The 22,947-nt window shown below is 68.0% G+C and carries 21 protein-coding genes; 15 read left to right on the forward strand and 6 right to left on the reverse strand.

Annotation, left to right across the window (positions count from 1 at the left end; translation table 11 throughout):
* Positions 1 to 51: 51 nt before the first annotated feature.
* The 10 genes from AB0H61_RS11190 (at position 52) to AB0H61_RS11235 (ending at position 10,259) form a co-directional block, all read left to right on the forward strand.
* Positions 52 to 927: a LysR family transcriptional regulator gene (locus AB0H61_RS11190; protein WP_357301941.1), complete on the forward strand. Its 876-nt coding sequence runs from the start codon at positions 52 to 54 to the stop codon at positions 925 to 927.
* Positions 924 to 1,823: a serine hydrolase gene (locus tag AB0H61_RS11195; RefSeq protein ID WP_357301943.1), complete on the forward strand. Its 900-nt coding sequence runs from the start codon at positions 924 to 926 to the stop codon at positions 1,821 to 1,823. The genes AB0H61_RS11190 and AB0H61_RS11195 overlap by 4 nt, the downstream gene beginning before the upstream one ends.
* A gap of 102 nt (positions 1,824 to 1,925) precedes the next feature.
* The gene (locus tag AB0H61_RS11200) at positions 1,926 to 2,015 is read left to right on the forward strand and encodes an Ms4533A family Cys-rich leader peptide (protein ID WP_309546086.1); all 90 of its coding nucleotides are present in this window, start codon (positions 1,926 to 1,928) and stop codon (positions 2,013 to 2,015) included.
* Between the two features lie 194 nt (positions 2,016 to 2,209).
* Entirely contained in the window at positions 2,210 to 3,256 is a 1,047-nt protein-coding gene (locus AB0H61_RS11205) for a sulfate ABC transporter substrate-binding protein (protein ID WP_357301946.1), read from the forward strand.
* Positions 3,257 to 3,409: 153 nt separating this feature from the next.
* Positions 3,410 to 4,219: a sulfate ABC transporter permease subunit CysT gene (gene cysT / locus AB0H61_RS11210; RefSeq protein WP_357302305.1), complete on the forward strand. Its 810-nt coding sequence runs from the start codon at positions 3,410 to 3,412 to the stop codon at positions 4,217 to 4,219.
* Complete coding sequence (gene cysW, locus AB0H61_RS11215; RefSeq protein WP_357301949.1) at positions 4,219 to 5,025, forward strand: sulfate ABC transporter permease subunit CysW; 807 nt, start codon at positions 4,219 to 4,221, stop codon at positions 5,023 to 5,025. Before cysT ends, cysW begins: the two co-directional genes overlap by 1 nt.
* A complete protein-coding gene (locus AB0H61_RS11220) occupies positions 5,022 to 6,017 on the forward strand; it encodes a sulfate ABC transporter ATP-binding protein (RefSeq protein ID WP_357301952.1) in 996 nt (331 codons plus the stop codon). Before cysW ends, AB0H61_RS11220 begins: the two co-directional genes overlap by 4 nt.
* Before the next feature lie 346 nt (positions 6,018 to 6,363).
* Positions 6,364 to 7,497, forward strand: a complete 1,134-nt coding sequence (locus AB0H61_RS11225) for an Hsp70 family protein (protein WP_357301955.1) — start codon at positions 6,364 to 6,366, stop codon at positions 7,495 to 7,497.
* A 159-nt stretch (positions 7,498 to 7,656) separates the two neighbouring features.
* A complete protein-coding gene (locus tag AB0H61_RS11230) occupies positions 7,657 to 8,658 on the forward strand; it encodes a diiron oxygenase (protein ID WP_357302307.1) in 1,002 nt (333 codons plus the stop codon).
* A gap of 14 nt (positions 8,659 to 8,672) precedes the next feature.
* A complete protein-coding gene (locus tag AB0H61_RS11235) occupies positions 8,673 to 10,259 on the forward strand; it encodes an FAD-dependent oxidoreductase (RefSeq protein WP_357301957.1) in 1,587 nt (528 codons plus the stop codon).
* Between the two features lie 119 nt (positions 10,260 to 10,378).
* Here AB0H61_RS11235 and AB0H61_RS11240 read toward each other — a convergent pair whose 3' ends face one another.
* Entirely contained in the window at positions 10,379 to 11,140 is a 762-nt protein-coding gene (locus tag AB0H61_RS11240; protein WP_357301960.1) for a glucose 1-dehydrogenase, read from the reverse strand.
* 578 nt (positions 11,141 to 11,718) lie between these two features.
* Between AB0H61_RS11240 and AB0H61_RS11245 the strand changes: the two genes are divergently transcribed.
* A complete protein-coding gene (locus AB0H61_RS11245) occupies positions 11,719 to 13,971 on the forward strand; it encodes an Hsp70 family protein (protein ID WP_357301962.1) in 2,253 nt (750 codons plus the stop codon).
* Positions 13,972 to 14,604: 633 nt separating this feature from the next.
* Positions 14,605 to 15,405 (forward strand): HAD hydrolase family protein, encoded by an 801-nt coding sequence (locus tag AB0H61_RS11250; RefSeq protein WP_357301965.1) that lies wholly within the window; start codon positions 14,605 to 14,607, stop codon positions 15,403 to 15,405.
* Between the two features lie 7 nt (positions 15,406 to 15,412).
* Here the strand turns inward: AB0H61_RS11250 and AB0H61_RS11255 are convergent, their stop codons facing one another.
* Positions 15,413 to 15,820 (reverse strand): VOC family protein, encoded by a 408-nt coding sequence (locus AB0H61_RS11255; protein WP_357301967.1) that lies wholly within the window; start codon positions 15,818 to 15,820, stop codon positions 15,413 to 15,415.
* 91 nt (positions 15,821 to 15,911) lie between these two features.
* Here AB0H61_RS11255 and AB0H61_RS11260 point away from each other — a divergent pair, with 91 nt between their 5' ends.
* Positions 15,912 to 16,853 (forward strand): WYL domain-containing protein, encoded by a 942-nt coding sequence (locus AB0H61_RS11260; protein WP_357301969.1) that lies wholly within the window; start codon positions 15,912 to 15,914, stop codon positions 16,851 to 16,853.
* Here AB0H61_RS11260 and AB0H61_RS11265 read toward each other — a convergent pair.
* Together AB0H61_RS11265 and AB0H61_RS11270 are read right to left on the reverse strand one after the other, a co-directional pair.
* Positions 16,830 to 17,531: an SGNH/GDSL hydrolase family protein gene (locus AB0H61_RS11265; protein WP_357301972.1), complete on the reverse strand. Its 702-nt coding sequence runs from the start codon at positions 17,529 to 17,531 to the stop codon at positions 16,830 to 16,832. The two genes, AB0H61_RS11260 and AB0H61_RS11265, sit on opposite strands and share 24 nt — an antisense overlap.
* An 11-nt stretch (positions 17,532 to 17,542) precedes the next feature.
* Positions 17,543 to 18,949: an MFS transporter gene (locus AB0H61_RS11270; protein ID WP_357301974.1), complete on the reverse strand. Its 1,407-nt coding sequence runs from the start codon at positions 18,947 to 18,949 to the stop codon at positions 17,543 to 17,545.
* Between the two features lie 97 nt (positions 18,950 to 19,046).
* Between AB0H61_RS11270 and AB0H61_RS11275 the strand changes: the two genes are divergently transcribed.
* Positions 19,047 to 19,679, forward strand: a complete 633-nt coding sequence (locus tag AB0H61_RS11275; RefSeq protein ID WP_357301977.1) for a TetR/AcrR family transcriptional regulator — start codon at positions 19,047 to 19,049, stop codon at positions 19,677 to 19,679.
* A gap of 36 nt (positions 19,680 to 19,715) precedes the next feature.
* Here AB0H61_RS11275 and AB0H61_RS11280 read toward each other — a convergent pair whose 3' ends face one another.
* A complete protein-coding gene (locus AB0H61_RS11280) occupies positions 19,716 to 20,405 on the reverse strand; it encodes a hypothetical protein (RefSeq protein WP_357301980.1) in 690 nt (229 codons plus the stop codon).
* Positions 20,406 to 20,527: 122 nt separating this feature from the next.
* On the opposite strand from AB0H61_RS11280, the gene AB0H61_RS11285 reads away from it, so the two are divergent.
* A complete protein-coding gene (locus AB0H61_RS11285) occupies positions 20,528 to 22,330 on the forward strand; it encodes an Hsp70 family protein (RefSeq protein WP_357301982.1) in 1,803 nt (600 codons plus the stop codon).
* 94 nt (positions 22,331 to 22,424) lie between these two features.
* Here AB0H61_RS11285 and AB0H61_RS11290 read toward each other — a convergent pair whose 3' ends face one another.
* Entirely contained in the window at positions 22,425 to 22,907 is a 483-nt protein-coding gene (locus AB0H61_RS11290; protein WP_357301985.1) for a hypothetical protein, read from the reverse strand.
* Between the last annotated feature and the right edge of the window lie 40 nt (positions 22,908 to 22,947).

A 22,947-nucleotide genomic window follows, 5' to 3' on the forward strand; every position in this document is an offset into this window, starting at 1 on the left:
GGGCTCGCCGGGCGCCGCGGTATATCGCGGCACGGTTGGTTCAATGGCCGCATGGATCTGATCCGCCACCTCCGCTTCTTCGTCGCCGTCGCGGACGAGAGGCATTTCGGCAGGGCGGCGGCCGCACTGGAGATGACCCAGCCGCCGCTGTCACAGGGACTGCGGCGGCTCGAACAGCATCTCGGCGTCGATCTCATCCACCGCACCCGGCAGGGCGCCGTACTCACCTCGGCGGGACTGGCGCTGCTACCGCGTGCCCGCCTCCTCGTCGACGACGCACAGCGGCTGCTCGCCGAGTCCCAGCGCATCGCGCATTCCCATGGCGCGGTGCAGTGGGGCGCGACCGCTGCGCTGCCCGATCGGATGGTCACGGCCTGCGTGACCGCATTGCGCACGACGGTCGGCAAGGGCGCGGCGGTATCCACGACGGTGGGCGCGACCGTCGACCTCGTCGCCGATGTGCGCGCCGGTCTGTGCGATGTGGCGGTGATCGAACATCCCGCTCTCGTCGACGGCGTCGAGGCCGGGCCGGTGGTGAAGGTGCCGCGATGGCTGGTGGTGCCATCGGATCACCGCATCGCGGTGGCCGAACGCCCCACCTTCCCGATGCTCGCCGGACTCGCGTTCGTCCACCCACCGCGCGCGGCCAACCCACCGGCCTTCGACACCGTGGTGGACCTGCTGCGCGAGCGCGGCCTGGATGTGCCGACCGTGAGTGCCCGCGACGACCGTGCCCTGCTCGCCGCGGTGGCCGCCGGTGCGAGCTTCGGGCTCACCGCCACACCGCCGAGCCCCACACCGGGTGTGACGTGGCTGCGCATGGCGCCCCAGGCGATCGCCCTGCGTGTGCGGGTGGTGCGTCGTCCGGGGGCCGACACCCACGCCGACGCGGTGGATCGGGTGCTGTATCGGGAGCGGCTGCGGTGAGCGCGGTCGAGGACCGGATCCGCGCCGTCTTCGCGGACGCGGGATGTTCCGGCTGGCTGCACGCCCGCCGATGCGACGGCACCGGCACCGAGATCTCTGTTGACGGCCGCGCGCGGGTGGTCATCGCGTCGGTATACAAATTGCCGCTGTTCGTCGCATTCTGCCGGGCTGTCGACGCCGGCCGGATCGATCCCGCGGCCCGGCTGACGATCACACCCTCGGACTGCACGCCGGGCCCGACCGGCATCGCGGTCATGTGCGACCCGGTGACCATGAGCCGTCGCGACCTGTCGATATCAATGATGACCGTCTCCGACAACGCCGCGGCGGATGTGGTGCTCGGCGAGGTCGGTCTCGGCGCCGTCGAGGAACTGCTCGCCGATCTCGGCCTCACCGAGACCAGGGTGCTCGGCGGCACCGCCGATCAGCACCGCGGGCTGGTCCGCGATACCGACACCCACACCACCGCCGAGGCGTTCGCGGCACTGGCCGATAACGACGAGGCGTGGTCGGTGTCGGCCTATGACCCGTCGTATGCGAGTGCGACCACGCCGGAGGAGATGACCCGCTTCCTCGACGCGGTATGGACCGGCGCCGTGCTGTCGGCCGAGCAGACCGAATTCGTCCGGACCGTCATGCGTAAACAGGCCTGGCAGCATCGCATCGCCTCGGCCTTCCCGCACAGCGGGGTGTCGGTCGCGGGGAAGACCGGCACGATCGGGGTGATCCGCAATGAGGTCGCGGTGGTGGAGTTCCCCGGGGAGTATCCGGTCGCTGTGGCGGTCTTCACTCGCGCGGCGCGCGCCGACCCGATGCTGCCGGTCGTCGATGCCGCGATCGGCGAGGCCGCCCGCATCGCCGTCACCGAGTTGCGCCGTCCGCTGCTCGGGGCCTGACCGCGGGGCGCACAGTCTCCCAGGTCATGGGACGAAAATCGGTAGCTATACAGAAACGCTTCTGATTCGAATTCGGCGCCGAAGCTCTGCTACAGTCGCTGCGTGTCTTCGAGTGCCGTCCCGCAGGTCCGCCATGAATTGGCGTTGATCGCTGTCGGCAATCTCGCGGTCGCGGACATCCTCTGTCGCTGATCGGCGACCGGGCAGGTCTGCGCCTTTCTGCCCCGTAGACTGGCGTGCACCTTTTCGCAGACCTGTCCGAATCCGACGGCCCGTTGCGGCCGAGACGCGCCACTGCCGGATTCCGGCGGCAGGTCTACCGTCACTGCATTTTTCCGCGCTGTCGCATGTCCACCGATGGCGTTCCGTAGGAAGGGTCCACCCCCATGTCTCGCAAATCTTGGCTCAGCCCGCGCCGACGCTATGCCGCCGTCGCGCTCACCGCTATCGCGGCGGTAGCACTCACCGCGTGCGGTGGTGGAGCCAGCGACACCGTGGGCGGCGGTGGGGCCGACGGCAGCGGTGGCACCCTGAACCTCTACGCCTACGCCGTGCCGAAGCCGGGCTTCGACAAGGTCGTGCCCGAGTTCAACAAGACCGATCAGGGTAAGGGCGTCGTGGTCAACGGCTCCTACGGCGCCTCGGGCGACCAGTCCCGCAAGGTCAAGGACGGCGCCGAGGCCGATGTGGTGAACTTCTCCGTCGAGCCCGACATCACCCGGCTGGTCGACGCCGGTCTGGTCGACGCGAGCTGGAATGCCGACGCCAACAAGGGGATTCCGTTCGGTTCGGTCGTCGCCATCGTGGTGCGCCCCGGCAACCCGAAGGGCATCAAGGACTGGGACGACCTGCTGAAGCCGGGCGTCGAGGTGGTCACCCCGAATCCGTTCAGCTCGGGCTCGGCCAAGTGGAACCTGCTGGCCCCGTACGCGGCCAAGTCCGAAGGCGGCAAGAACCCGCAGGCCGGCCTGGACTATCTGAGCCAGCTGGTCTCCCCGGAGCACGTCAAGGTGCAGCCGAAGTCGGGTCGTGAGGCCACCGAAACCTTCCTGCAGGGCACCGGCGACGTACTGCTGAGCTACGAGAACGAGGCGCTGTTCTCCGAGCGCAAGGGCGACAAGATCGAGCATGTGATCCCGCCGCAGACCTTCAAGATCGAGAACCCGTTCGCGGTGCTCAAGAACAGCAAGAGCCCGGAGAAGGCCGCCGCGTTCCGCGACTTCCTGTACACCCCGGCGGGCCAGAAGGCCTGGGCCGAGGCCGGCTTCCGTCCGGTCGACCCGAAGGTCGCCGCGGACTTCGCCAAGGACTTCCCGACCCCGCAGAAGTTGTGGACCATCGCCGACCTCGGCGGCTGGAAGACCGTGGACAAGGAACTGTTCGCGCCGAACACCGGATCGGTCGCGGTCATCTACGACAAGGCCACCGAGTAGCTCGGTGACCTGGGCCACACAGGATACTTGACAACTGTGACTGACAGCAGCACCGCCGAGGCCGAGCTCGTGCCCGGCCCCGGCGGACCTGAAAAAGTGGGCGAACCGGCCCCCGTCGCGGGCGTACCCGCCGCCCGTCGCTCCGGGCGGCGGGTGCTGTCCTGGCTGCGGGTGAGTGGTTCGGTCGGCCCGCTCGGCATTGCCACCGCCGTGCTCTGGCTCAGCATCATCGTGCTGCTGCCACTGGCCGCACTAACCGTCGCCGCCTTCGACGACGGCTGGTCCGGCTTCTGGGAGGCGGTGACCGCGCCCGCCGCGCTGGACTCACTGCGCATCACGGTCTTCGTATCGGTGGTGGTCGCGCTGATCAACGTAGTGATGGGCACGCTCATCGCCTGGGTGCTGGTGCGTGACGAATTCCCCGGCAAGAGCATCGTCAACGCACTGATCGACCTGCCCTTCGCACTGCCGACGATCGTGGCGAGCATCGTGCTGCTCTCGCTCTACGGACCGCAGAGCCCGATCGACATCCACCTCAACGCGACCCAGCCGGGTCTGGTGGTGGCACTGGCATTCGTCACCCTGCCGTTCGTCGTGCGTTCGGTGCAGCCGGTGCTGATGGAGGCCGACCGTGAGGTCGAACAGGCCGCGCTCTCGCTCGGCGCGGACAACTGGACCTCCTTCCGCCGCATTGTGCTGCCCGCGCTGACCCCGGCCATCATCAGCGGCGGCGGCCTGGCCTTCGCCCGCGCCATCGGCGAATACGGTTCGGTGGTGCTGATCGGCGGCGCGATTCCGCGCAAGACCGAGATGGCCTCGCAGTACATCCAGAAGCAGATCGAGATCGACCGGCCGATGAACGCCGCGGCCGTCTCGGTGGCGCTGCTGGCGATTTCGTTCGTGACGCTGCTGGTGCTGCGCCTGTTCGCGGACCGCAGCGCACGCAAGGAACAGGCGAGCTGATGAAACTGTCCCCGCTGACCCGCATTTCACTGCGCACGGTGGCCCTCGGCTACCTGTTCGTGCTGCTGGTACTGCCGCTGATCATCATCCTGTGGCGGACCTTCGAGGACGGCATCGGCGCATTCATCGATTCGATCACCACGCCCGCGGCAATCTCGGCCTTCCAGCTGTCGTTGCTGATCGTGGCAATCGTGGTGCCGCTGAACGTGGTGTTCGGCATCGTCACCGCGATCGCGCTGGTGCGCGGGAAGTTCCCGGGGCGCAATCTGGTTCAGGGCATCGTGGACCTGCCGTTCGCGGTCTCGCCGGTGGTGGTCGGCGTCGCGCTGATCCTGCTGTGGGGTGCCGGCGGCTGGTTCGGCGGACTCGAGGACGTCGGCTTCAAGGTGATCTTCAACCTGCCGGGCATGGTGATCGCCACCATCTTCGTCACGCTGCCGTTCGTGGTGCGCGAGGTGGAGCCGGTGCTGCACGAGATCGGTGACGACCAGGAGCAGGCCGCGGCCACCCTGGGCGCGTCCCGGTGGCAGACGTTCTGGCGGATCACACTGCCCGCTATCCGCTGGGGCCTGACCTACGGCGTGGTGCTGACCGTGGCCCGCGCGCTCGGCGAATTCGGCGCGGTGATCATGGTCTCCTCCGCGTTGCCGGGTAAGTCGCAGACCCTGACGCTGCTGGTGCACGGTCGATACATCAACGACCACAACACCTTCGGTGCGTACTCCGCCGCGACTCTGCTGATGGGCATGGCCCTCGTAGTCCTTTTGTTCATGACCCTCCTCGAACGCAAGCGGGACGCCAAATGATTACCGTGACCAACGCGAAGAAGAACTACGGTTCGTTCGCCGCCCTCAACGATGTCTCGCTCGACATTCCGTCCGGGGAACTGACCGCATTGCTCGGTCCCTCGGGCTCGGGTAAGTCGACGCTGCTGCGCTCGATCGCCGGATTGGAGTCGCTGGACTCCGGCGTGGTGGTCATCGCCGACCGCGATGTCACCAATGTGCCCCCGCAGAAGCGCGATATCGGCTTCGTTTTCCAGCACTACGCCGCGTTCAAACATATGACCGTGCGCGATAACGTGGCCTTCGGCCTGAAGATCCGCAAGCGCCCCAAGGGCGAGATCAACAAGCGGGTGGACGAGCTGCTCGGCATCGTCGGTCTCGATGGCTTCCAGCACCGCTATCCGGCCCAGCTCTCCGGTGGCCAGCGTCAGCGCATGGCGCTGGCGCGCGCACTGGCGGTGGACCCCCAAGTGCTGCTTCTGGACGAGCCGTTCGGCGCGTTGGACGCCAAGGTCCGCGCCGACCTGCGGACTTGGCTGCGGCGGCTGCACGAGGAGGTCCACGTGACCACCGTGCTGGTCACCCACGATCAGGAGGAGGCGCTCGATGTCGCCGACCGGATCGCGGTGATGAACAAGGGCCGCATCGAGCAGGTCGGCAGCCCCGAGGACGTCTACGACCGGCCCGCGAACGAATTCGTCATGTCCTTCCTGGGCGCGGTGGCCCGGCTTAATGGACATCTGGTGCGTCCGCACGATATTCGCGTCGGCCGCGACCCGAGCATGGCGCTGGCCGAGCACGAGGGCACCGCGGAATCGGCGGGTGTCACCCGCGCGACCGTCGAGCGCGTCGTGCACCTCGGTTTCGAGGTGCGCGTCGAGATGCGCAATGCGGCCACCGGTGATCTGTTCGCGGCCCAGGTGACCCGCGGCGACGCGGAGGCGCTGCGGCTCTCCGACGGCGAGACCGTGTACGCCCGCGCCACCCGGATTCCGGAACTGCCCGCGGAGTAGGTCGCGCCCGATCCTGCGCTTGCCGGATGTCCGGGGATCCGTGGGTTCGCGGATGTTCCGGGACGAATGAACGTGTATCCACCCTGACACCGTGGCGTCTCGGCGCGGACCGCAAAATACCGACCGGTCATCATTGGAAATCGCCGTGCCGGAGGGGGATCCGCAGGCCGGGCCGCTCTTCGTGGCGCCCGCCCAGCTCAGGATTGCTGCGTGCTTGCTATATGCCGCTGACGTGGGTACCGGCGGCCGGCGGACAACCGGGTGTCCGGTAGTTGGCACACGGGTCGCCGAGTGGTTGCGTGTGGGGCGTTCGAAGCAAATCGGCTCGGCGATCAGGTGGATTGCGATGGCGGTTGGTCTCGGTTTGAGCATCGGCACGGTGAACACGGTCTCCGCTCTGGCGGAGGAGGGTTCGGCCAAGGCTCCGCCGGGGCGGCGGCGCGGAGTCCAGCGTTCGTCCGCCGTTACCCGGCGCACCACGCTCACCTTCGACAGCACCGGGCTGGCCCGGGTCGGCATGATTCCGCGACATGGTCGCGCCATCGCCGAATTCGCCGATCTCGGTCAGCGCGGCTCCACGCAGGCCCGGGTCGGGCATCGGGTGCTCGCACCCGCGGATCTGGTGGCGGTGGTGGCCGAATGCCTGATCACCGAGGCGCGACGGAATCCCAGGGCGGTTGGCGCGGGGATCGTCCTCACCCATCCCGTCGGCTATACCGAGGCCCAGGTGGCCGACCTGCGCGCCGCGCTCGACGCGCTCGACCTCGACGACGTGGCACTGATCGCCGAGCCGATCGCGGCGGCGACCTGGCTGGAGGCCGAGCGCGGCCCGCTCATGCCGGGGCTGGCACTGGTCTACGACCTGGGTGGGTCCAGTCTCGATGTCACGCTGGTGCGCGTCGGTGCGGGTCGTCCGAGCAATCCGATCGTGGGCGTGCCGTTGCGCTCGGCGGAATTCGGTGGGCGGGCCTTCGGCGCGATGGTGGCCGCCCGAGCGGGCGGCGGCCTACCCGCGGACTCCCTATCGGGAACGGCGCCGAGCGTGACCGCCGATGAACTGCGTACCGATCATGTGCGCGCCTCGCTGGAAGTGGTCTACCGGTGCCTGCGGAGGGCCGACGTCACCATGGTCGACGTCGACTGTGTTCTGGTGGTCGGCGGCGCGGCCAGGCCGGTCGAGGTGGCGCGAGTGCTGGCGGAGGAATTGGCCCGCCCAGTGGTCATAGGGGCGGATCCGGAGCAGACCATCGCTGACGGCGCCGCGATTCTCGCCCGGCGCACCGCCGCCGCGGCCGAGGAGCGGGCTGGGCGTGGACACGGCGCGCGTCGCCGGGTGACGACCCGCGCCCGGGTATTCACCCGCCGCACCCGGCGCAGGTTGGTCAGGGTGGCGCTGGCGGCGGGCATGTCCGCGGCCGGGGTGGTGCTCGCTTTTGCGCTTCCGGCCGATGGGGTAATCACTAGCCTCGGCGTCCGTTAGCAGTTCGTTAGCAAGGTGCTAGCAGTGGCGTTTCGGGCGGTGACCGGCGGCTTTGTTCCGATCGCCGCCGAATGCCGATCTGGGCGGGTTGACGTAACTCTCCGTTGGTGTAACTATGGGATACAGATAATTGGTCTCAGAGGAGAGGCAGTGACGACGATGTCCACAGCCGTGACGCCCGCCATCGATCCCGATCTCGCGAAGGCACAGGAGTACGCGTCCAAGCTGCTGCTGCTGTCCGAGGGCTCGGTGAACAAGCACTTCGATCCATTCGAGGACATCGATTGGGACAACCCGGATTTCGACGTGAACGCGGGTCCCGAGCGCTGGATCCTGCCGATCTCCGGTGACGCGCTCGGTCGCCACCCCTGGTACCAGGCGCTGCCGGAAGAGCGGAAGATCGCCATCGGCAAGTACCGCCAGGCCAATGTCGCCAAGGTCGGTCTGCAGTTCGAGTCCATTCTGATCAGCGGCATGGTGACGCATAACTTCGGCCTGCCCAACGGCTCGCCCGAGTTCCGCTACTGCTCCCACGAGATGATCGAGGAGCACAACCACACCCTGATGTTCCAGGAGATGGTGAACCGGATCGGGCTCGACGTCCCCGGTATGGGCCTGTTGGTCTCGAAGTTCAAGTACATCGGCGCCCCGGTGGCCGCGCTCTTCCCGAACCTGTTCTTCATGGCCGTGCTCGCCGGCGAGGAGCCGATCGACCACATCCAGAAGGCCATCCTGCGTTCCGGCGAGGAAGTGCACCCGATCATGCGTGGTGTCATGGCCATCCATGTCGCCGAGGAGGCTCGCCACATCTCCTTCGCGCACGAGTTCCTGAAGCAGCATGTGCCCGAGCAGAACGCGGCGAACAAGCTGGTGCTCTCCATCGCGATGCCGATCGTGATGTGGATTCTCGGTCGCTCGATCTACACCCCGCCGCGGTCGTTCTGGAAGGAATTCGATATTCCGGACTACGTCCGCAAGGAGTTGTTCTACGGCACCGAGCAGGCCGAACAGGAGTTCGCCGACTTCTTCGGTGACGTGCGCACCCTGGCCAAGGACATCGGCCTGATGAACCCGATCGCCAAGGCCATGTGGAAGCTGCTGAAGATCGACGGCCACACCACCCGCTACCGGTCGGAGCCGCTGCGCGGCAAGATCGCCTGAGCGGCGGACGAATAATGCCCTACGTCGTCACTCAATCCTGCTGTAGCGACGCGTCCTGCGTGTACGCCTGCCCGGTCAACTGCATTCATCCCACGCCCGACGAACCGGACTTCCTGACGGCGGAGATGCTGTACGTCGACCCGAAGGCGTGCGTGGACTGCGGCGCCTGCGCATCCGCCTGTCCGGTCGACGCCATCACTTCGTCGAAGAAGCTGACCGACGAGCAGAAGCCGTTCATCGAGATCAACGCCGACTTCTACCGGCAGTCCAGGCCACGTCCGCTGCTGGCGCGGCCGGTGCCCGCGGCGGAGATCCGGACCGAACGGGAACCACTGCGAGTGGCGATCGTCGGCTCCGGGCCGTCGGCCATGTACGCGGCCGACGAACTGCTGACCCAGCCCGGTGTGTCGGTGACGGTCGTCGACCGGCTGCCCGTGCCCTACGGCCTGGCCCGGCACGGTGTAGCCCCGGATCACGGCAGGACTCGCCAGGTGAGCAAGCTTTTCGATGTGATCTCGGCCCAGTCCGGATTCGGGTCGTATCTGAATCTCGAAGTGGGCAAGCATGTTTCGCATGACGAGCTGCTCGGACACTTCCACGCGGTGATCTACGCGGTCGGCGCGTCCTCGGATCGGAAGCTGCGGATCGCGGGTGAGGGACTGCCCGGCAATGTGTCCGCGACCGATTTCGTCGCCTGGTACAACGGGCATCCCGATCACGCGAACGCCGAATTCGATCTCTCGCAGCGGCGGGCCGTCATCGTCGGCAACGGCAATGTGGCGCTGGACGTGGCGCGAATCCTGACCGGTGATCCGGAGACGCTGGCGCACACCGATATCGCGCCCTACGCCCTGCGCGCGTTGCGGGGGAGCAAGATCGAGGAGGTCGTGATCCTCGGCCGCCGCGGTCCGGCCGAATCCGCCTTCACGGTTCCGGAATTCGTCGGCCTGCTCGGCGCCGACGTGGATATCGCGATCGAGGGCGAACTGCCCGAGCTGGGCGCGGAACTGCCGTACCAGGTCGAGCAGAAGCTGAAGTTGCTGCACGGCGTGCGGACGCGTCCGTTCGGCAAGCGCAAGAGAATCGTATTCCGGTACCTGGCATCTCCCACCGAGATTCTCGGCGCCGACGCGGTGACCGGCGTCGAGGTGACCCGCAATGTGCTTGTTCTCGGCGCGGACGGTCGCACCTGCGCGATCGCCACCGGCGAGACCGAGCGGCTCGACGCGGGTCTGGTCCTCACCTCGGTGGGCTACCGGGGCGTGCCGCTGGCCGGACTGCCGTTCGACGACATGGCCGGTGTCATCCCGAATCTGGACGGACGTGTGCTCGAGCATGCCGGTGGCGCGGTGCTGCCTGGCAGCTACGTCACCGGGTGGATCAAGCGCGGTCCCACCGGCTTCATCGGCACCAACAAGTCCTGCGCACAGGAGACCGTGCAGCAACTGGCCGACGATTTCAACGCCGGACGCCTGCGCGAACCTTCCGGCAGCGCGGCTGATTTCGATCGGTTGGTGCGTGGACGCCGTCCCGCAGTGCGGGCCGCGGGTGCGGTGCTGCGGCCGGTCGGTGGCATCCGTCGCGTGCTGGCTCGCGCCTGACACCGGCTCCTGCACGTCGTCACCCGGCGCGTGCGCGGTTTCCGCGCCGGGTGACGGCCCTCAATCGGCCTCGCGATGAGGGCGTTCGCCGAGCGAGATCGTAATGCCCGTGGCGGGTTTCACCGCGCGGTGAAACCGCCGTCGATGGCGAGGGCGGCGCCGGTGATGAAACTCGCCTCGGGACTGAGCAGGTAGGCGCAGAAGGAGGCGATCTCCTCGGGTCGGCTGATCCGGCCCATGGGGTGCAGCGCGGCGATGGCGGCCTCGCCTTCGGGGGTGGCGCCCATCGAGCTGCGGAAGGCGGGGGTATCGATTGCGCCGGAGACCAGTGCGTTCACCCGGATACCCTGTTCGGCGGCCTCGAGTGCGACCGCGCGGGTCAGGCCGACCACGCCGTGTTTGGCCGCCACGTACGGTGCGACCGAGCCCATTCCGACCACGCCCAGGTTGGAGGCGTTGTTCAGGATGGCGCCGCCGCCGGCCGCGACCAAGGCCGGAACCTGGTGCCGCAGACCGTAGAACACGCTGGTCAGATTGAGCTCCAGATCGGCGCGCCAGCCGGATTCCTCGATCTCGGAGACCGGTCCGAAGGCGTTCACCGCGCCCGCGTTGTTGAAGGCGGCGTCGAGGCGGCCGTATTCGGTCACCGCCGCCTGCGTCAGCCGCGCGACATCTTCTTCGACCGTGACATCGGTCGCGACGAACAGCGCTCGGCCACCCGCCGCGCGGATATCGGCGGCGACCTGCTCACCCGCGTCTTTGCCCCGGGCGCCGAGCACCACGGCCGCGCCCTCGGCCGCCACCCGCAGTGCGACCGCCTTACCGACGCCCGAGCTGGCGCCGGTGATGAGCACTACCTTGTCCGCGAACCGTGTCGACATTGTCGGTAATCCCTTTCCGTTCTTGCGATCTCACCTCGGTCGAGGTGATCGGCCGGTCTGATTCCGGCGCTGGCGAGTGTGCGTCGCCGAACCCAGTCAACTCGGCGCGGTGGGGCGGTGCTGGCGGAAAACGGGCGCCACATTTGATGCGTCATGTACCACGTGGGTGGATGTCTGCCGAGGGAATCCATAGTGTCGGCAATGAACTGGTTACCGACCAGTTGGTGTGTGCTGCCTGTTTTCCGAATCGCGTCCGATCGATTTTTGAAATCAGACCGACCGTAATGTTCTGGTTACTGGTGAATTGCGGAATCGTTCCTCGCGCAGGAGATTTCCGGCGTGTCGAGGCGGCTCAATTGGTTTCGTGTCAGTCGATCTAGCTGGGCGTTTAATGCAATGTCAACGTAATACGAACGTTTCATATCAATTCAGCATCCGAATCCGACGGTCAGCAGCTAGCCTGTGGGGGCTGTTTGGAAGACGACCGCGGCCACATGGTTTGACTGTGTGCTGGACGTGGTCACGGTGCGTTGACGGGATAGCGAATGACTACAGGGCTGGGTTTCAGCATTGGTTCAGTGAACTCCGTATCCGCCGCGGTGACCGGCGAGCGGCTACGACCATCCGTGCGGACCAGACGTACGGCGGTCACCTTCGACGACGTCGGAGGCGCGCGGATCGGTGGGATTCCCCAATTCGATATGGCGGTCACGGATTTCGCGGACCTCAGCCGCGACCCCGAGCCGGTGATCATCGGCGGCCGCATCTTCTCACCCGCGAATCTGGTTGCCGCGGTGGTGAATGGCTTGGTCACGGCATCGGAGCCGAGCGCCGGCGCCGTAACGACCTATCCCGCGGTCTATTCCGACAAGCAGGTGGCGCTGCTGCGCCAGGCGCTGGACCTGTCCGGATCCCGGGATGTGCTGATGGTGCCGGAACCGGTCGCCGCGGCGGAATGGCTGGAACACGAACGCGGCCCGCTGGAACCCGGCTTCGTTCTGGTCTACGACCTGGGCGGAAACAGTCTCGATGTCGCACTCGTGCGGGTAGGGCCGGACTGGAGCGATCATCCGATCGTCGGAAAGCCGTGGCGCTCCAACGATTTCGGCGGTCGGCCACTCGGCGCGGCCATCGCGCGGTACGCCCGCGGCGCGACGCCGGACGGGCTGGTGTCCTCGATGTCGACCCGCGATATCGACGGTCTGCGGACCGCGCATATCCGCAAGTCCTTCGATGTGGTGCGCGCCTGCGTTCGTACGAGCGGTCGGAGCTTCGCCGATATCGATCAGATCCTCGTCGTCGGCGGCGCCGCCCGGCCCGCGGAGGTCGCCCGGACACTCGCCGAACTCGGCAGGCCCGTGGTGATGTCGGCGGATCCGGGTCAATGCGTCGCGGCGGGGGCCGCGCACTTCGCCGCACGCGTCTTCGCGCCCGTGGACACCGGTGCCCGCGCCCCGCGGGTCGCGGTATTCTCCAGCGCCGCGGTCGCATCCGCGCTGGCCATGTCGGCGGCGACGGTATTCGGCGGCTCGGTGGATACGGACCTATCCCCGGTGCTGGACCGGTTCCCGGGCGCCGATGTACTCGCTGACAACCTGCTCTACGAACCGAACGGGGATACCGTCCTCGACCAGGGCATCAGACAGGGCAGGCCGGTGTGGGACCAAGCCGCGGACCTCGCCCCGGGTCACGGCTACGGCCAGCTCGTCGCCTCGGTCGTACGCAACGCCCCGATCGGCCCCTCGATCGCGGAATCCGGGCGGTTAGGTCGCCAGGATCCCCGATCCACCCGCCAGGACCCCCGATCCTGTTGCGCCCCGGGCCGAAGCGGCACCACGTACGCCAACCCGGCGAACTTCATCAATCCGCTGCCGTTCAAACATCCTGCGCCGCTGGCGGTCCCCGAGGGACAAGGCCGCGTGCAGAGCCCGGCCGCACCCAGCCCCCAGATACCCAGCGTCAGCATCTCCCCTCTGGACCAGACTCCGAATGCTCCGACGGTCCCGAGCGTTTCGCTGCCCTCCGCCCCGGGCGCGGCGCAACCCGGCACGTCGGCCCCCCACGGCCCCGGTGCCTCGACGCCAGGAACGCCGGGCAGCGGCACCGGTGAACCATCATCCGGCACAGGGACATCGGGTGCGGTGACCAGTGGAGGCGCAGCCTCGGGCAACACCGGTGGTAATGGAACTCCCGGCGGTACCGACGGTGGGTCGACCTCCAGCGGCGCGTCCTCTGGCGGCTCGGACACCGGTACGTCCGGCGGTGGCGCCACGTCGGGCGGTTCCACGGGTGGCGCGTCCGGTGGTTCCGCGTCCGGTGGCTCCACGTCGGGTGGGTCGGCATCCGGTGGATCATCCTCCAATGGGTCCTCCTCGGGCGGCAGCTCGTCGGGCGGTGCCTCCGGCGGGAGCTCCTCCGGTGGTTCGTCTTCGGGTGCTTCCTCGGGTGGTAGTTCCTCCGGTGGTAGTTCCTCGGGTCATAGCTCGTCGGGCGCTGCTTCCACCTCTGGCGGTGGTTCCTCGGGTCATAGCTCGTCGGGTGCCGCTTCCACCTCCGGTGGTGGCTCCCTCGGTGGTTCGTCCTCGGGCCGTTCGTCCTCCGGCGGCTCCAGCTCGGGCGGCAGTTCCTCCGGCCATTCGTCCTCGTCCGGTGGTTCGTCCTCGGGCGCGTCTTCCCACGGGTCCTCCACTTCCGGCGGCGGCTCCAAGGGCGGCTCCGGCGGAGGCTCCTCCTCCGCGGGAGGTTCCAAGGGCGGCTCCTCCTCCGCGGGAGGTTTCAAGGGTGGCTCGGGTGGCGGCGGCGGTGGCGGCGGAGGCTCCCGTGGCAGGTGAGCGCTGACCGCGTCGCCCCCCGCCGGATGAGGTTCACCGCCCGTCGAATACCCCGAGTCCGGAACACGCGGCGATGGATTCACCACGCGCCCCGATGATTCGGGCCGTGGGCGGCTGTCCCGGTACAGAGCGCGGTGCGCGAGTAGCGACGTGCCGCGTCGCCTGATCGGGGTCGGCTGGTTCCAAGGACGACCCTGTGTCCCTCGGGCGGTGGACACAGGGTCGATCGCAGGTGAGGGACATCGGTTGGTTGCGAGCCTGTTCCGTGCGGCGGCCATGGCTCAGCCCTCCGTAGCCGGTGCGGCCAGCGGTTTTCGGCCGATTCGCGGGGGCGATGCGGCTGGCTTCGGAGGTCCGCGTTCCCGTGGTTGCAGAGGATCGTGTCGGCCTATCGGTTGGCTACGGACCGTGGGCATTTCGGGTGGTCCAGGTCTCGGACGCGGTCGTCGGACGTGTAATGGGCCGTCGGACACGGGGACTGGGGCGGGTGTGTCGGGGTGAGGGGGTGTCGCGGGTCCGCCGACGATGCGGCGGGCCTGCGATTGCTGACCGTGGCGCTGGAAGTTCGCCGCCGCGACCGGGTGTGGGCTCGTATCGGTGACGGCGCGGCGACACTCGTTGCACAATGGGGTGATGGAAGTTCTCGGGGGAGGACCACGGCTGATCGCGCTGGACGTGGACGGTACCTTGCTCGAGACCGGGTCGCCGGTCAGTGAGCGGGTGGCCGAGGCGGTTCGCCGCGCGGTCGCGGCCGGGGCACACGTGGTCGTGACGACAGGCCGGACATTGTTGACGACGCGGCCGGTATTGCGGGAGTTGGGGCTGGTCGAGGGCCATGCGCTGTGCTCGAACGGTGCCGTGCACATCGACGTCGCCCGGGGCGAGCCGGTAGCCGTACAGTCCTTCGATCCGGCGCCCGCGGTCGCCGCGCTGCGAGCGTTGTTCCCGGACATGATCTTCGCGGTGGAAAAGGTCGGCATCGGGACCTGGGCCACCGGCATCAGCCCGGGTGAATTCTCCATCGGGGAGTATCTGCTCGTCGATCACGGCGAGTTGAGCAGGGAGCCGACACCGCGCCTCAACGGGTGGTGGCCGGAGGGATCCCTGGAGGAAATGCTGCCGCGACTGGAGTCGCTGCATGTGCCGGATACGAGCTGGGTACACGGCGAATTCGGTCCATGGCTGACGGTTTCGCGCCGGGGCGTATCGAAGGGCTGGGCGCTGGAGCGGTTGCGCACGGCGCTGTGCGTGCCGCGTTCGGCGACCCTCGCCATCGGCGACGGCTACAACGATCGGGAAATGCTGCGGTGGGCGGCGCATTCGGTAGCGATGGCGAATGCGCCCGCCGAGATCCGAGATATGGCCGACGAAGTCGCCGACGGTGTACTCGACGACGGCGTCGCGAAGGTGCTGGAGCGCTGGTTCCGGCCGTGACCGGTCGCTACGCCGAACCGGTCTTGGCCAGCACCTCGAGGTAGTGCGGGTTCGTCATGATGCCGAGCACATTGCCGAACGGGTCGACGACCGAGGCCGTGACGAATCCGCTGTCGCCCCGCTTGGTGATCGGCTCCCACTCCTTCGCGCCGAGTTCGAGCAGCCGATCGAAGACGGCGGTGATGTCGTCGACGTGCCAGTTGACGATCGCGCCACCGGGTTCTCTGCTCGCGGCCGCCGGGGCGTACGCGCGGTTGATGATGCCGAATTCGTGGTGGTAGTCGCCGATCCGGAACTCGTAGTAGCCGCCGGGGACCTGGAAGTACGGCGCGATGCCGAACAGTTCGCTGTACCAGTCCTTGGCGGCCTCGAGGTCGTCGGCGTAGAAGTTCACGGTGGCCATTCCTCGCAGCATGGGGACTCCTTCGTGGTTGATCCGTTGGTAAATACATCATCCAACTCAAAGTGATCACCGAATGAGCACTTTGTTCGGCAGAATCGAGAACATGCGAGCAGACCGATTGGTGGCGACCCTGTTGCTGATGCAGACCCGGGGCCGGGTGACCGCCGCCGAGATCGCCGAAGAGCTCGAGGTCTCCGTCGCCACCGCGCGCCGCGACCTCGAAGCGCTATCGGCGGCAGGGGTTCCGGTGTATCCGCAGCCCGGCCGGGGCGGCGGGTGGTCTCTCGTCGGTGGCGCCCGAACCGATCTGACCGGTCTGACCGGACCTGAGGCACAGGCGCTGTTCCTGCTGGCGGGTCCGTCGGCCGCCGCGGTCCCGGAGATGAAATCGGCGCTGCGCAAACTGGTGCGCGCGTTGCCGCAGACCTTCCGTGCCGATGCGCAGGCCGCGGCCGACGCCGTGGTGATCGATCCGGCACGCTGGGGTCAGCGCGACAAGACCCGTCCGGGCGTTGTCGATCTGCTACAGCGCGCGGTCGTCGAACGGCGTCGGGTGCGCCTGACCTACGAGCGGGCGGGTAAACGCACCGAGCGGATGGTGGATCCGTGGGGCCTGGTCGACAAGGACGCCATCTGGTATCTCATCGCGGGCACCGATCGGGGCAAGCGCACCTTTCGGGTGGATCGCATCGTCGCGGCGGCCGCTACCGACGAAACCGCGCACCGCCCGGCGGATTTCGACCTCGCCACGGCTTGGGAGGAGGTCGTCGGCGAGATGGAGCAGCGCCGGGCGGCGGTCGCTGCCACCGTGCTCATCGCACCGGAACTGCTTCCGGTGCTGCGTAATCAGCAGGGCAGGCACTGCGAGGTCGACGGTCCGGTCGAGGACGGCCGGATCCAGGTGCGCGTCACCGCGCCGACCCCGCGCATGATCGCCCAGCAGTTGGCGGGCTGGGGCGCCGAAATAGAGGTTCTCGCACCGCAATCGGTCCGGGACGAACTCGCGATATTGGGTGCCGAGCTAGTGGGAAGGTATCGGGGCTGAGGTGAGCGCGGGAATGAGCCCGCTCAGCGCCCGGACCGTCTCGCTCGCCACCACGGCGTGCCCGCTGGTGGTGAAGTGAATGAGATCCGCGCTCATCACATCGGGTCGCAGTCGCAGCGGGTGCTCCCAGAACTCCACCACCAGCGCGTCATAGCGGGCGCCGAGTTCACGGACGATGTCGTTGAGCGCCGCCATTCCGTCCCGCATCGGACGCATCGGAGCCATCCGCTCCGAGTCCCAGACATCGGCCAGGGTGAAAGTGAATACCTGTGCCCCGGTGCGGGTCACCGCGCCGAAGAGCGCATCCAGGTTCGCGCGCAGGTCGTCCATGCCACCGCGTCGGAACAGGTCGTTGCCGCCGCAGGTCAGATGAACCAGATCGGGCCGGAAATCGAGGACCGGCGGTAACTGCTCGGCAATAACCTGACCGGTTGTCGCGCCGATGCGGCCGGTATTCCGATATTCCAGCCCGGGATTCACCTCGGCGAGCATTGCGGCCACCCGGTCGGACCAGCCCGCGGTGCGGTAGCCGGGGCTGGGGTCGCCGACGCCCAGTGCGACCGAATCGCCCAGGGCCGCGAACCGCTGCCACGGAGCGTCCGCCAGCAGTTCGCGTGCGGCCTCGGGGGTGAGCAGCATCGGATCGGTCTCTTCGGTGCGAATATCATTGTCTGTCATGGTGATTGCTCCTATTTCGTGTTGAGGGGAGGCCGGGTCGGGATGGCGGTCAGGCCCGCGGCAACCACCGCGATGCCCGCGCAGACCGCGAAGACGGTGTGGAATCCGGCGAGCAGATCCGCCGGATGTGCGGCGAAGATGGCGGCCAGCACGGCGACGCCGAGCGCACCCCCCACCTGTCGTGCGGTCAAGTTCATGCCGATGCCCGCCGCGAACTGTTGTGGTGGAAGGGCATCGGCGGCGGCGGTGCCCAGTACGGTGACCACGATGCCGACGCCGCCGCCACCGAGCAGTCCGGCCGGGATCCACGCGGACCACAGCGCGGGCGTCGGCCCGAAGGCGTCGGTGCTCATCCAGATCAGCGTGCCCGCGAACATCAGTGTGCCGAGGACACCTACCCAGCGCCGGGGCGCCGGTGCGGTGATCCGGCCCGCGACGGTGGCGGTGATCATGGAGGCGACCGCGCCGACGGTCAGTGCCGCGGCCGAGCCGAGTACCGAATAGCCCCAGATCGCGTCCAGGAACAGGGGGCCGGAGAGCAGCCAGGCGAACATTGCCGCACCGAAGACGAATGAGGCCGCATTGGCCTGCGCGTACGGTCTGCTCCGCCACAGGTTCACCGCGATGGCCGGATTGTGGTGCCGGGTCGAGCGCACCAGCGCGACCAGCAACAGCAGTGCGCCCACGCCGAGTGCGGCGAGCGTGCCGACCGCTGTCCACCCCCAGCGCTGTCCCTCGGTGACCCCGGCGACCAGGCCGCCGAGTCCCGCTGCGACGGCGACGGTGCCGATCGGATCCGGCAGCGCGCTGCCCGGCTGCCGCACATCGGGCACCGGAATGCGCAGGCCGGGTCCGATGAGGGCAAGCGCCACCGGCACATTGATGAGGAAGACCGAGCGCCAGCCGAAGGCATCGACCAGTGCGCCGCCGAGCGCGGGACCGACCACGGCGGCGAACCCGCCCGCCGCGGACCATGCTCCGATGGCGGCGCCGATCTTGTCGCGGGGGGTTACGCCGAGGACCAGCCCGAGCGCCGAGGGCACCATCAGCGCCGCCGTCGCGCCCTGGAGCACGCGGCCGGCGATCAGCCAGCCCGCGGTGGGCGCCAGTGCGCACAGCAGCGACGTCAGCGCGAACCCGGCAAGGGCGATGACGAATACGCGGCGCCTGCCCAGCGTGTCGGCGAAGCGGCCCGCGGGGGTGAGCAGCGCCGCGAAGGCGACCGCGTAACCGCTGACGACCCAGGTCAGGGTGGTGGTCGCGGTGCCGGGGTAGTCGCGAGCGATCGAGGGGAAAGCGATATTGACCACGGAGAGGTCGAGGAAGGCGATGAAGGCGGCGCCGCACGCGATCAGCAGCGTGCTGGTCGCGGCCTTCGTCGGCGGGGATGCGGTGGTCCGTGCGGATACTTCGGTCATGGGGAAGCCCTTCTGAAACAAACAGTACGACCGTTCGTAAAATAAAAATACGACCGACCGTTCGTATTCGCAAGCCGAGAGTGGGACAATGGTCTACATGGCCGAGTCGTCAGTCGCGTCAGCACCGCAAGTCACCGATCAACGCCTGGTCAAGGGCGCGCGAGCCCGCGCCTCCATTGCCAGGCATGCCGCCGACGTGGCGTCGGTGGAGGGATTGACCGGGGTGAGCATCGGCAGGCTCGCCACCGATCTCGGCATCAGCAAGAGCGGAATCGCCACGCTCTTCGGCAGCAAGGAGGCGCTACAACTGGCAGCGGTGCGGGCCGCGCGCGAGGTGTTCGTCGAGCAGATCGTCGCCCCGAGTATGAGCGAGCCGCGCGGCCTTACTCGGCTCCGCGCGGTTGTCGACCGCTGGTTCGGCCACGTCCTCGAACCCGCCTTCCCCGGTGGCTGCTTCCGCGTCTCGACCCTGGCCGAATTCGACAGCAGGCCGGGTCCCGTGCGCGACGCGATCGTCACCGACCATGACGAATGGCTCGTCTTCCTGGCCAAGGAGATTCGTAAGGCCCAGGATCAGGGCGAGCTCGGTCCCGGCGACCCGGACGCTCTCGCCTTCGAACTCGACGCCGTGGTCAGCGCGGCCAATACCGCCCGGCAATTGGGCGCAGACGCCAAGGTCGCGACCGCGCGGGCGATCGCCGACAGGCTGCTGGGCCGAATCGAATCCTGAATCGGCCCGGTGACATGGGGTGAGCTCGGTGCCGGTTCAGTGCTGAGAGTTCCAGAACCCGATCCCGATCGCGCCCCACCAGCAGATCTGAGAGATCGCGCCCGAGGCTGCGCCCCAGAGCAGTAGCCGCCCGGAGATCGGCGCCGGAAGTTGCTGGGAGAGGCGCTTGCTCAGGATCATGGCCTGGAGGCCGTTGAGGGTGAGCACCAGAATCAATGCCATCTTGGTGCGGGTCAGGGCCGAGCCGAGATTCGGTTCGAGCACGCATCCACTGGCGATCAGACCGGCCAGTCCCGCCCAGATCGGGAAGTGCAGCCGGCCCATGCCGGTCAGTGCTTCGGTCACCGTGCTGCGACCGGCCAGCCACAGCAGCATCAGGTAATCCGCGATCAGCACGCCGCCGAATCCGAGTACGAGCGAGGCGAGATGCACGAACAATCCGGCGGTGTGCAACTGCGGATCGACTCGGACGTGGGTCGCGATCCACAGCGCCACGGCCAGTGTGAGGGTGGCCAGCAATCCGCTGGCAGCCACCAGTAGCCATGAATCATGCAGCCGCAGTGGACGTTTCGGATCGTTCTCCGGCCATCCGCTGCGACGCCGGTGGAGCGTTGTCGCAGGGTGGGCCGCGCCCCAGATGACGGACTCGCCGCGCGGTCTCGGCAGCACCACGACACCGGTAATGGTCGCCCGACCAGGTGGTTCGGCGGTTCGGCCATCGGACACGGTGCCTCCACGAGTGCGTATCAATAGTTTTGTTAGGGGAGGCTAAACTATATATTCGGTCGGGTAAAGGTGGTGGATCGTTCGCGCGGGCAGGCGTGGATCGGGCGCGAAGGCTGAGGGGTATGACCGTGGGATTGGGGCTGAGCATCGGCTCAGTGAACTCGGCGGCGGCCGTGGCCGCCGGGAGTGCCACACCTACCGTGGTGGCGGAGCGCCGTACTACGGTGCGATTCGACGGGGATGGGATGGCCTCTGTCGGAACGGTGCCGCGGACGGCCGCGGTACTCGCCGATTTCGCCGACCTGATGGCAGTGCGCGATCCCTTGGCGATCGTCGACGGCCGGGCGGTCACCGGCGCCGATTTGGTAGCGGTGGTGGCGAATCGGTTGATCGAGGATGCCGCGGCGTCGGGCGATACGGTGTTGGCCCATCCTGCCGTCTACCACAATGATCAGGTGTCCGCGCTACGGCAGGCGCTGGATCGGGCCGGACTGACCGCGGTGCGGCTGGTCCCGGAACCGCTGGCGGCTGCCGCGTGGATGGCGCCGCAGGACAGCACCGAAGAATTCGTCCTCGTCTGCGATCTGGGTGCGAGCAGCCTCGATGTGGCTGTGGTGCACCGCGATACACGCGATACGCGACTCCTCGGGCGTCCGGTGCGCTCCTACGATTTCGGCGGCCGCCCGTTCGAGACCGCGCTGGCACGCTACAGTCACGACCTCGCACCCGATGTCGCGCCGCCGCGTGCCGGAGTGGTTTCCGAGGCCGATCTTGTGGAGTTATGTGCGCGGCATATCGGCGAATCGCTGCCCTTGGTGCTCGATTGTGTTCGAGGGGCGGATATTTCGATCGACGATATCGGTCGCGTGCTGCTGCTCGGTGGTGCGGCGCATTCGGCCCCCGTGGCCCGGGTGTTCGCGGACGAGCTCGGCCTGCCGGTCGTACTCGGTCCGGAGCCGGGCCACACGATCGCCCTCGGTGCGGCGGTGCTGGCCGCCGCGACCCCCGTGCCGAACGATGACCGGGTGATCGTGGCGGTCGGGTCCCGTGGCCGGGGTGTGGCGCTGACGGTTTCGGCGGTCGCGGGCACCGGTCTGGTGCTGCCCGGCCTTCTGCTGGCCGACCGGATCGGCTCCGCCCCCGAGTCGAGTCTCCACCGAACCGATACAGCCGCACCGTATTACGACCCATACTTGGCTGTCCCGGGTGTCGCGACGGGCCAGGGCCGGTCCTCGGTGGAGCCCGGTGGCGTAGTACTTGCTCGCACCGATCGGCCGGGTGGTGCGCACGGTATCGCCGCCTTCGTCATGACGCCGCGCGAGGTGCAGCCCGACGTCGGGTCCGAGCAGATGCCGGAGCCGTCCGCGACACAGCTGCTCGAAACGCCGTCGCTCGCCTCGACATCGGGCGATGACGCGGTCGTCACGGTCGGCACGACGGACTTTCCGGACGCCGCGGCGTCTGTTCGATCGGGGCCGATCGATGAAGCGAGCCCCCCGCCGAAGACGGGCGACTGCGGCAATACGGAGACGGTACCGACGGATCTTGCTGCCTCGTCGAATACTTCTGCGCAACAAGGTAATTCAACCGACAATTCGGCCCGGTCGGACGCTGCGGGATCGAGCCCCGGCGAAGCGGCGTCAATGGATGCGGTATCCGCGGGTGCCGCCGCGGACACCGCATCGAGCGCCGACTCCGGTGCGACCGGCTCCGCTGGGACCGATTCCGGTGGGACCGGCTCTGGTGGGACCGATTCCGGTGGGACCGGCTCTGGTGGGACCGATTCCGGTGGGACCGGCTCTGGTGGGACCGGCTCTGGTGGGACCGGCTCTGGTGGGACCGGCTCTGGTGGGACCGGCTCTGGTGGGACCGGCTCTGGTGGGACCGATTCCGGTCAGAGTGTGCCGAATTCAGCCGGACAATAGGTGCCGACGGCGCGGTCGGGCTCCCACCGCGCCGTCACCCGACCGCGACCGGGCATGTTCTCCGCCTCCGATGCGGCAGCGGAGACAATCGGGCTCACGGAGCCGTGAACACACCCAACCCTGAGGACACATTGATGGCGAGGCCACCGGCGGTCGCGATTGCGGTGATCCGGCCCGCCCCGGTGGATACCCGCACCGGCGCCGGGGCGCAGTCGCAGGGCTGCTGCGCCGTTTCCCGATCAGCCACGTCGACCATGCCGGATGCTCCGGTTGTCATGTTCAACCAGTGGATCCGGGCGTGGGAGCCGAGCATGCTGTTCCCGCTGAAGGGTCCGGGGTTGGCGACACCGAAGGTGGTGACTCCGGGTTCGTCGCCGACCGTCGCTGTTAAAAAGATGTTGAGTTGCGTTGGAACACCCCATGTTTGGGTCAACTTCACCAGCGGGAGCTGGAATGTGGTCGTCTCCGCGGCGTGAGCGACGGTGTGTTGCCCCAGCACCAACGCACTGACCACCGCACCGGCGAAACCCAGCTTGGCGCCCCCGCTGGCAGCCCGGCGAACCACGGTTTTCGTCACTAGCCCTCCTCATAGTCGATTCCGGCCTGCATCGATTCCT

It is taken from the genome of Nocardia sp. NPDC050710, assembly GCF_040654375.1.
Lineage (GTDB): Bacteria > Actinomycetota > Actinomycetes > Mycobacteriales > Mycobacteriaceae > Nocardia.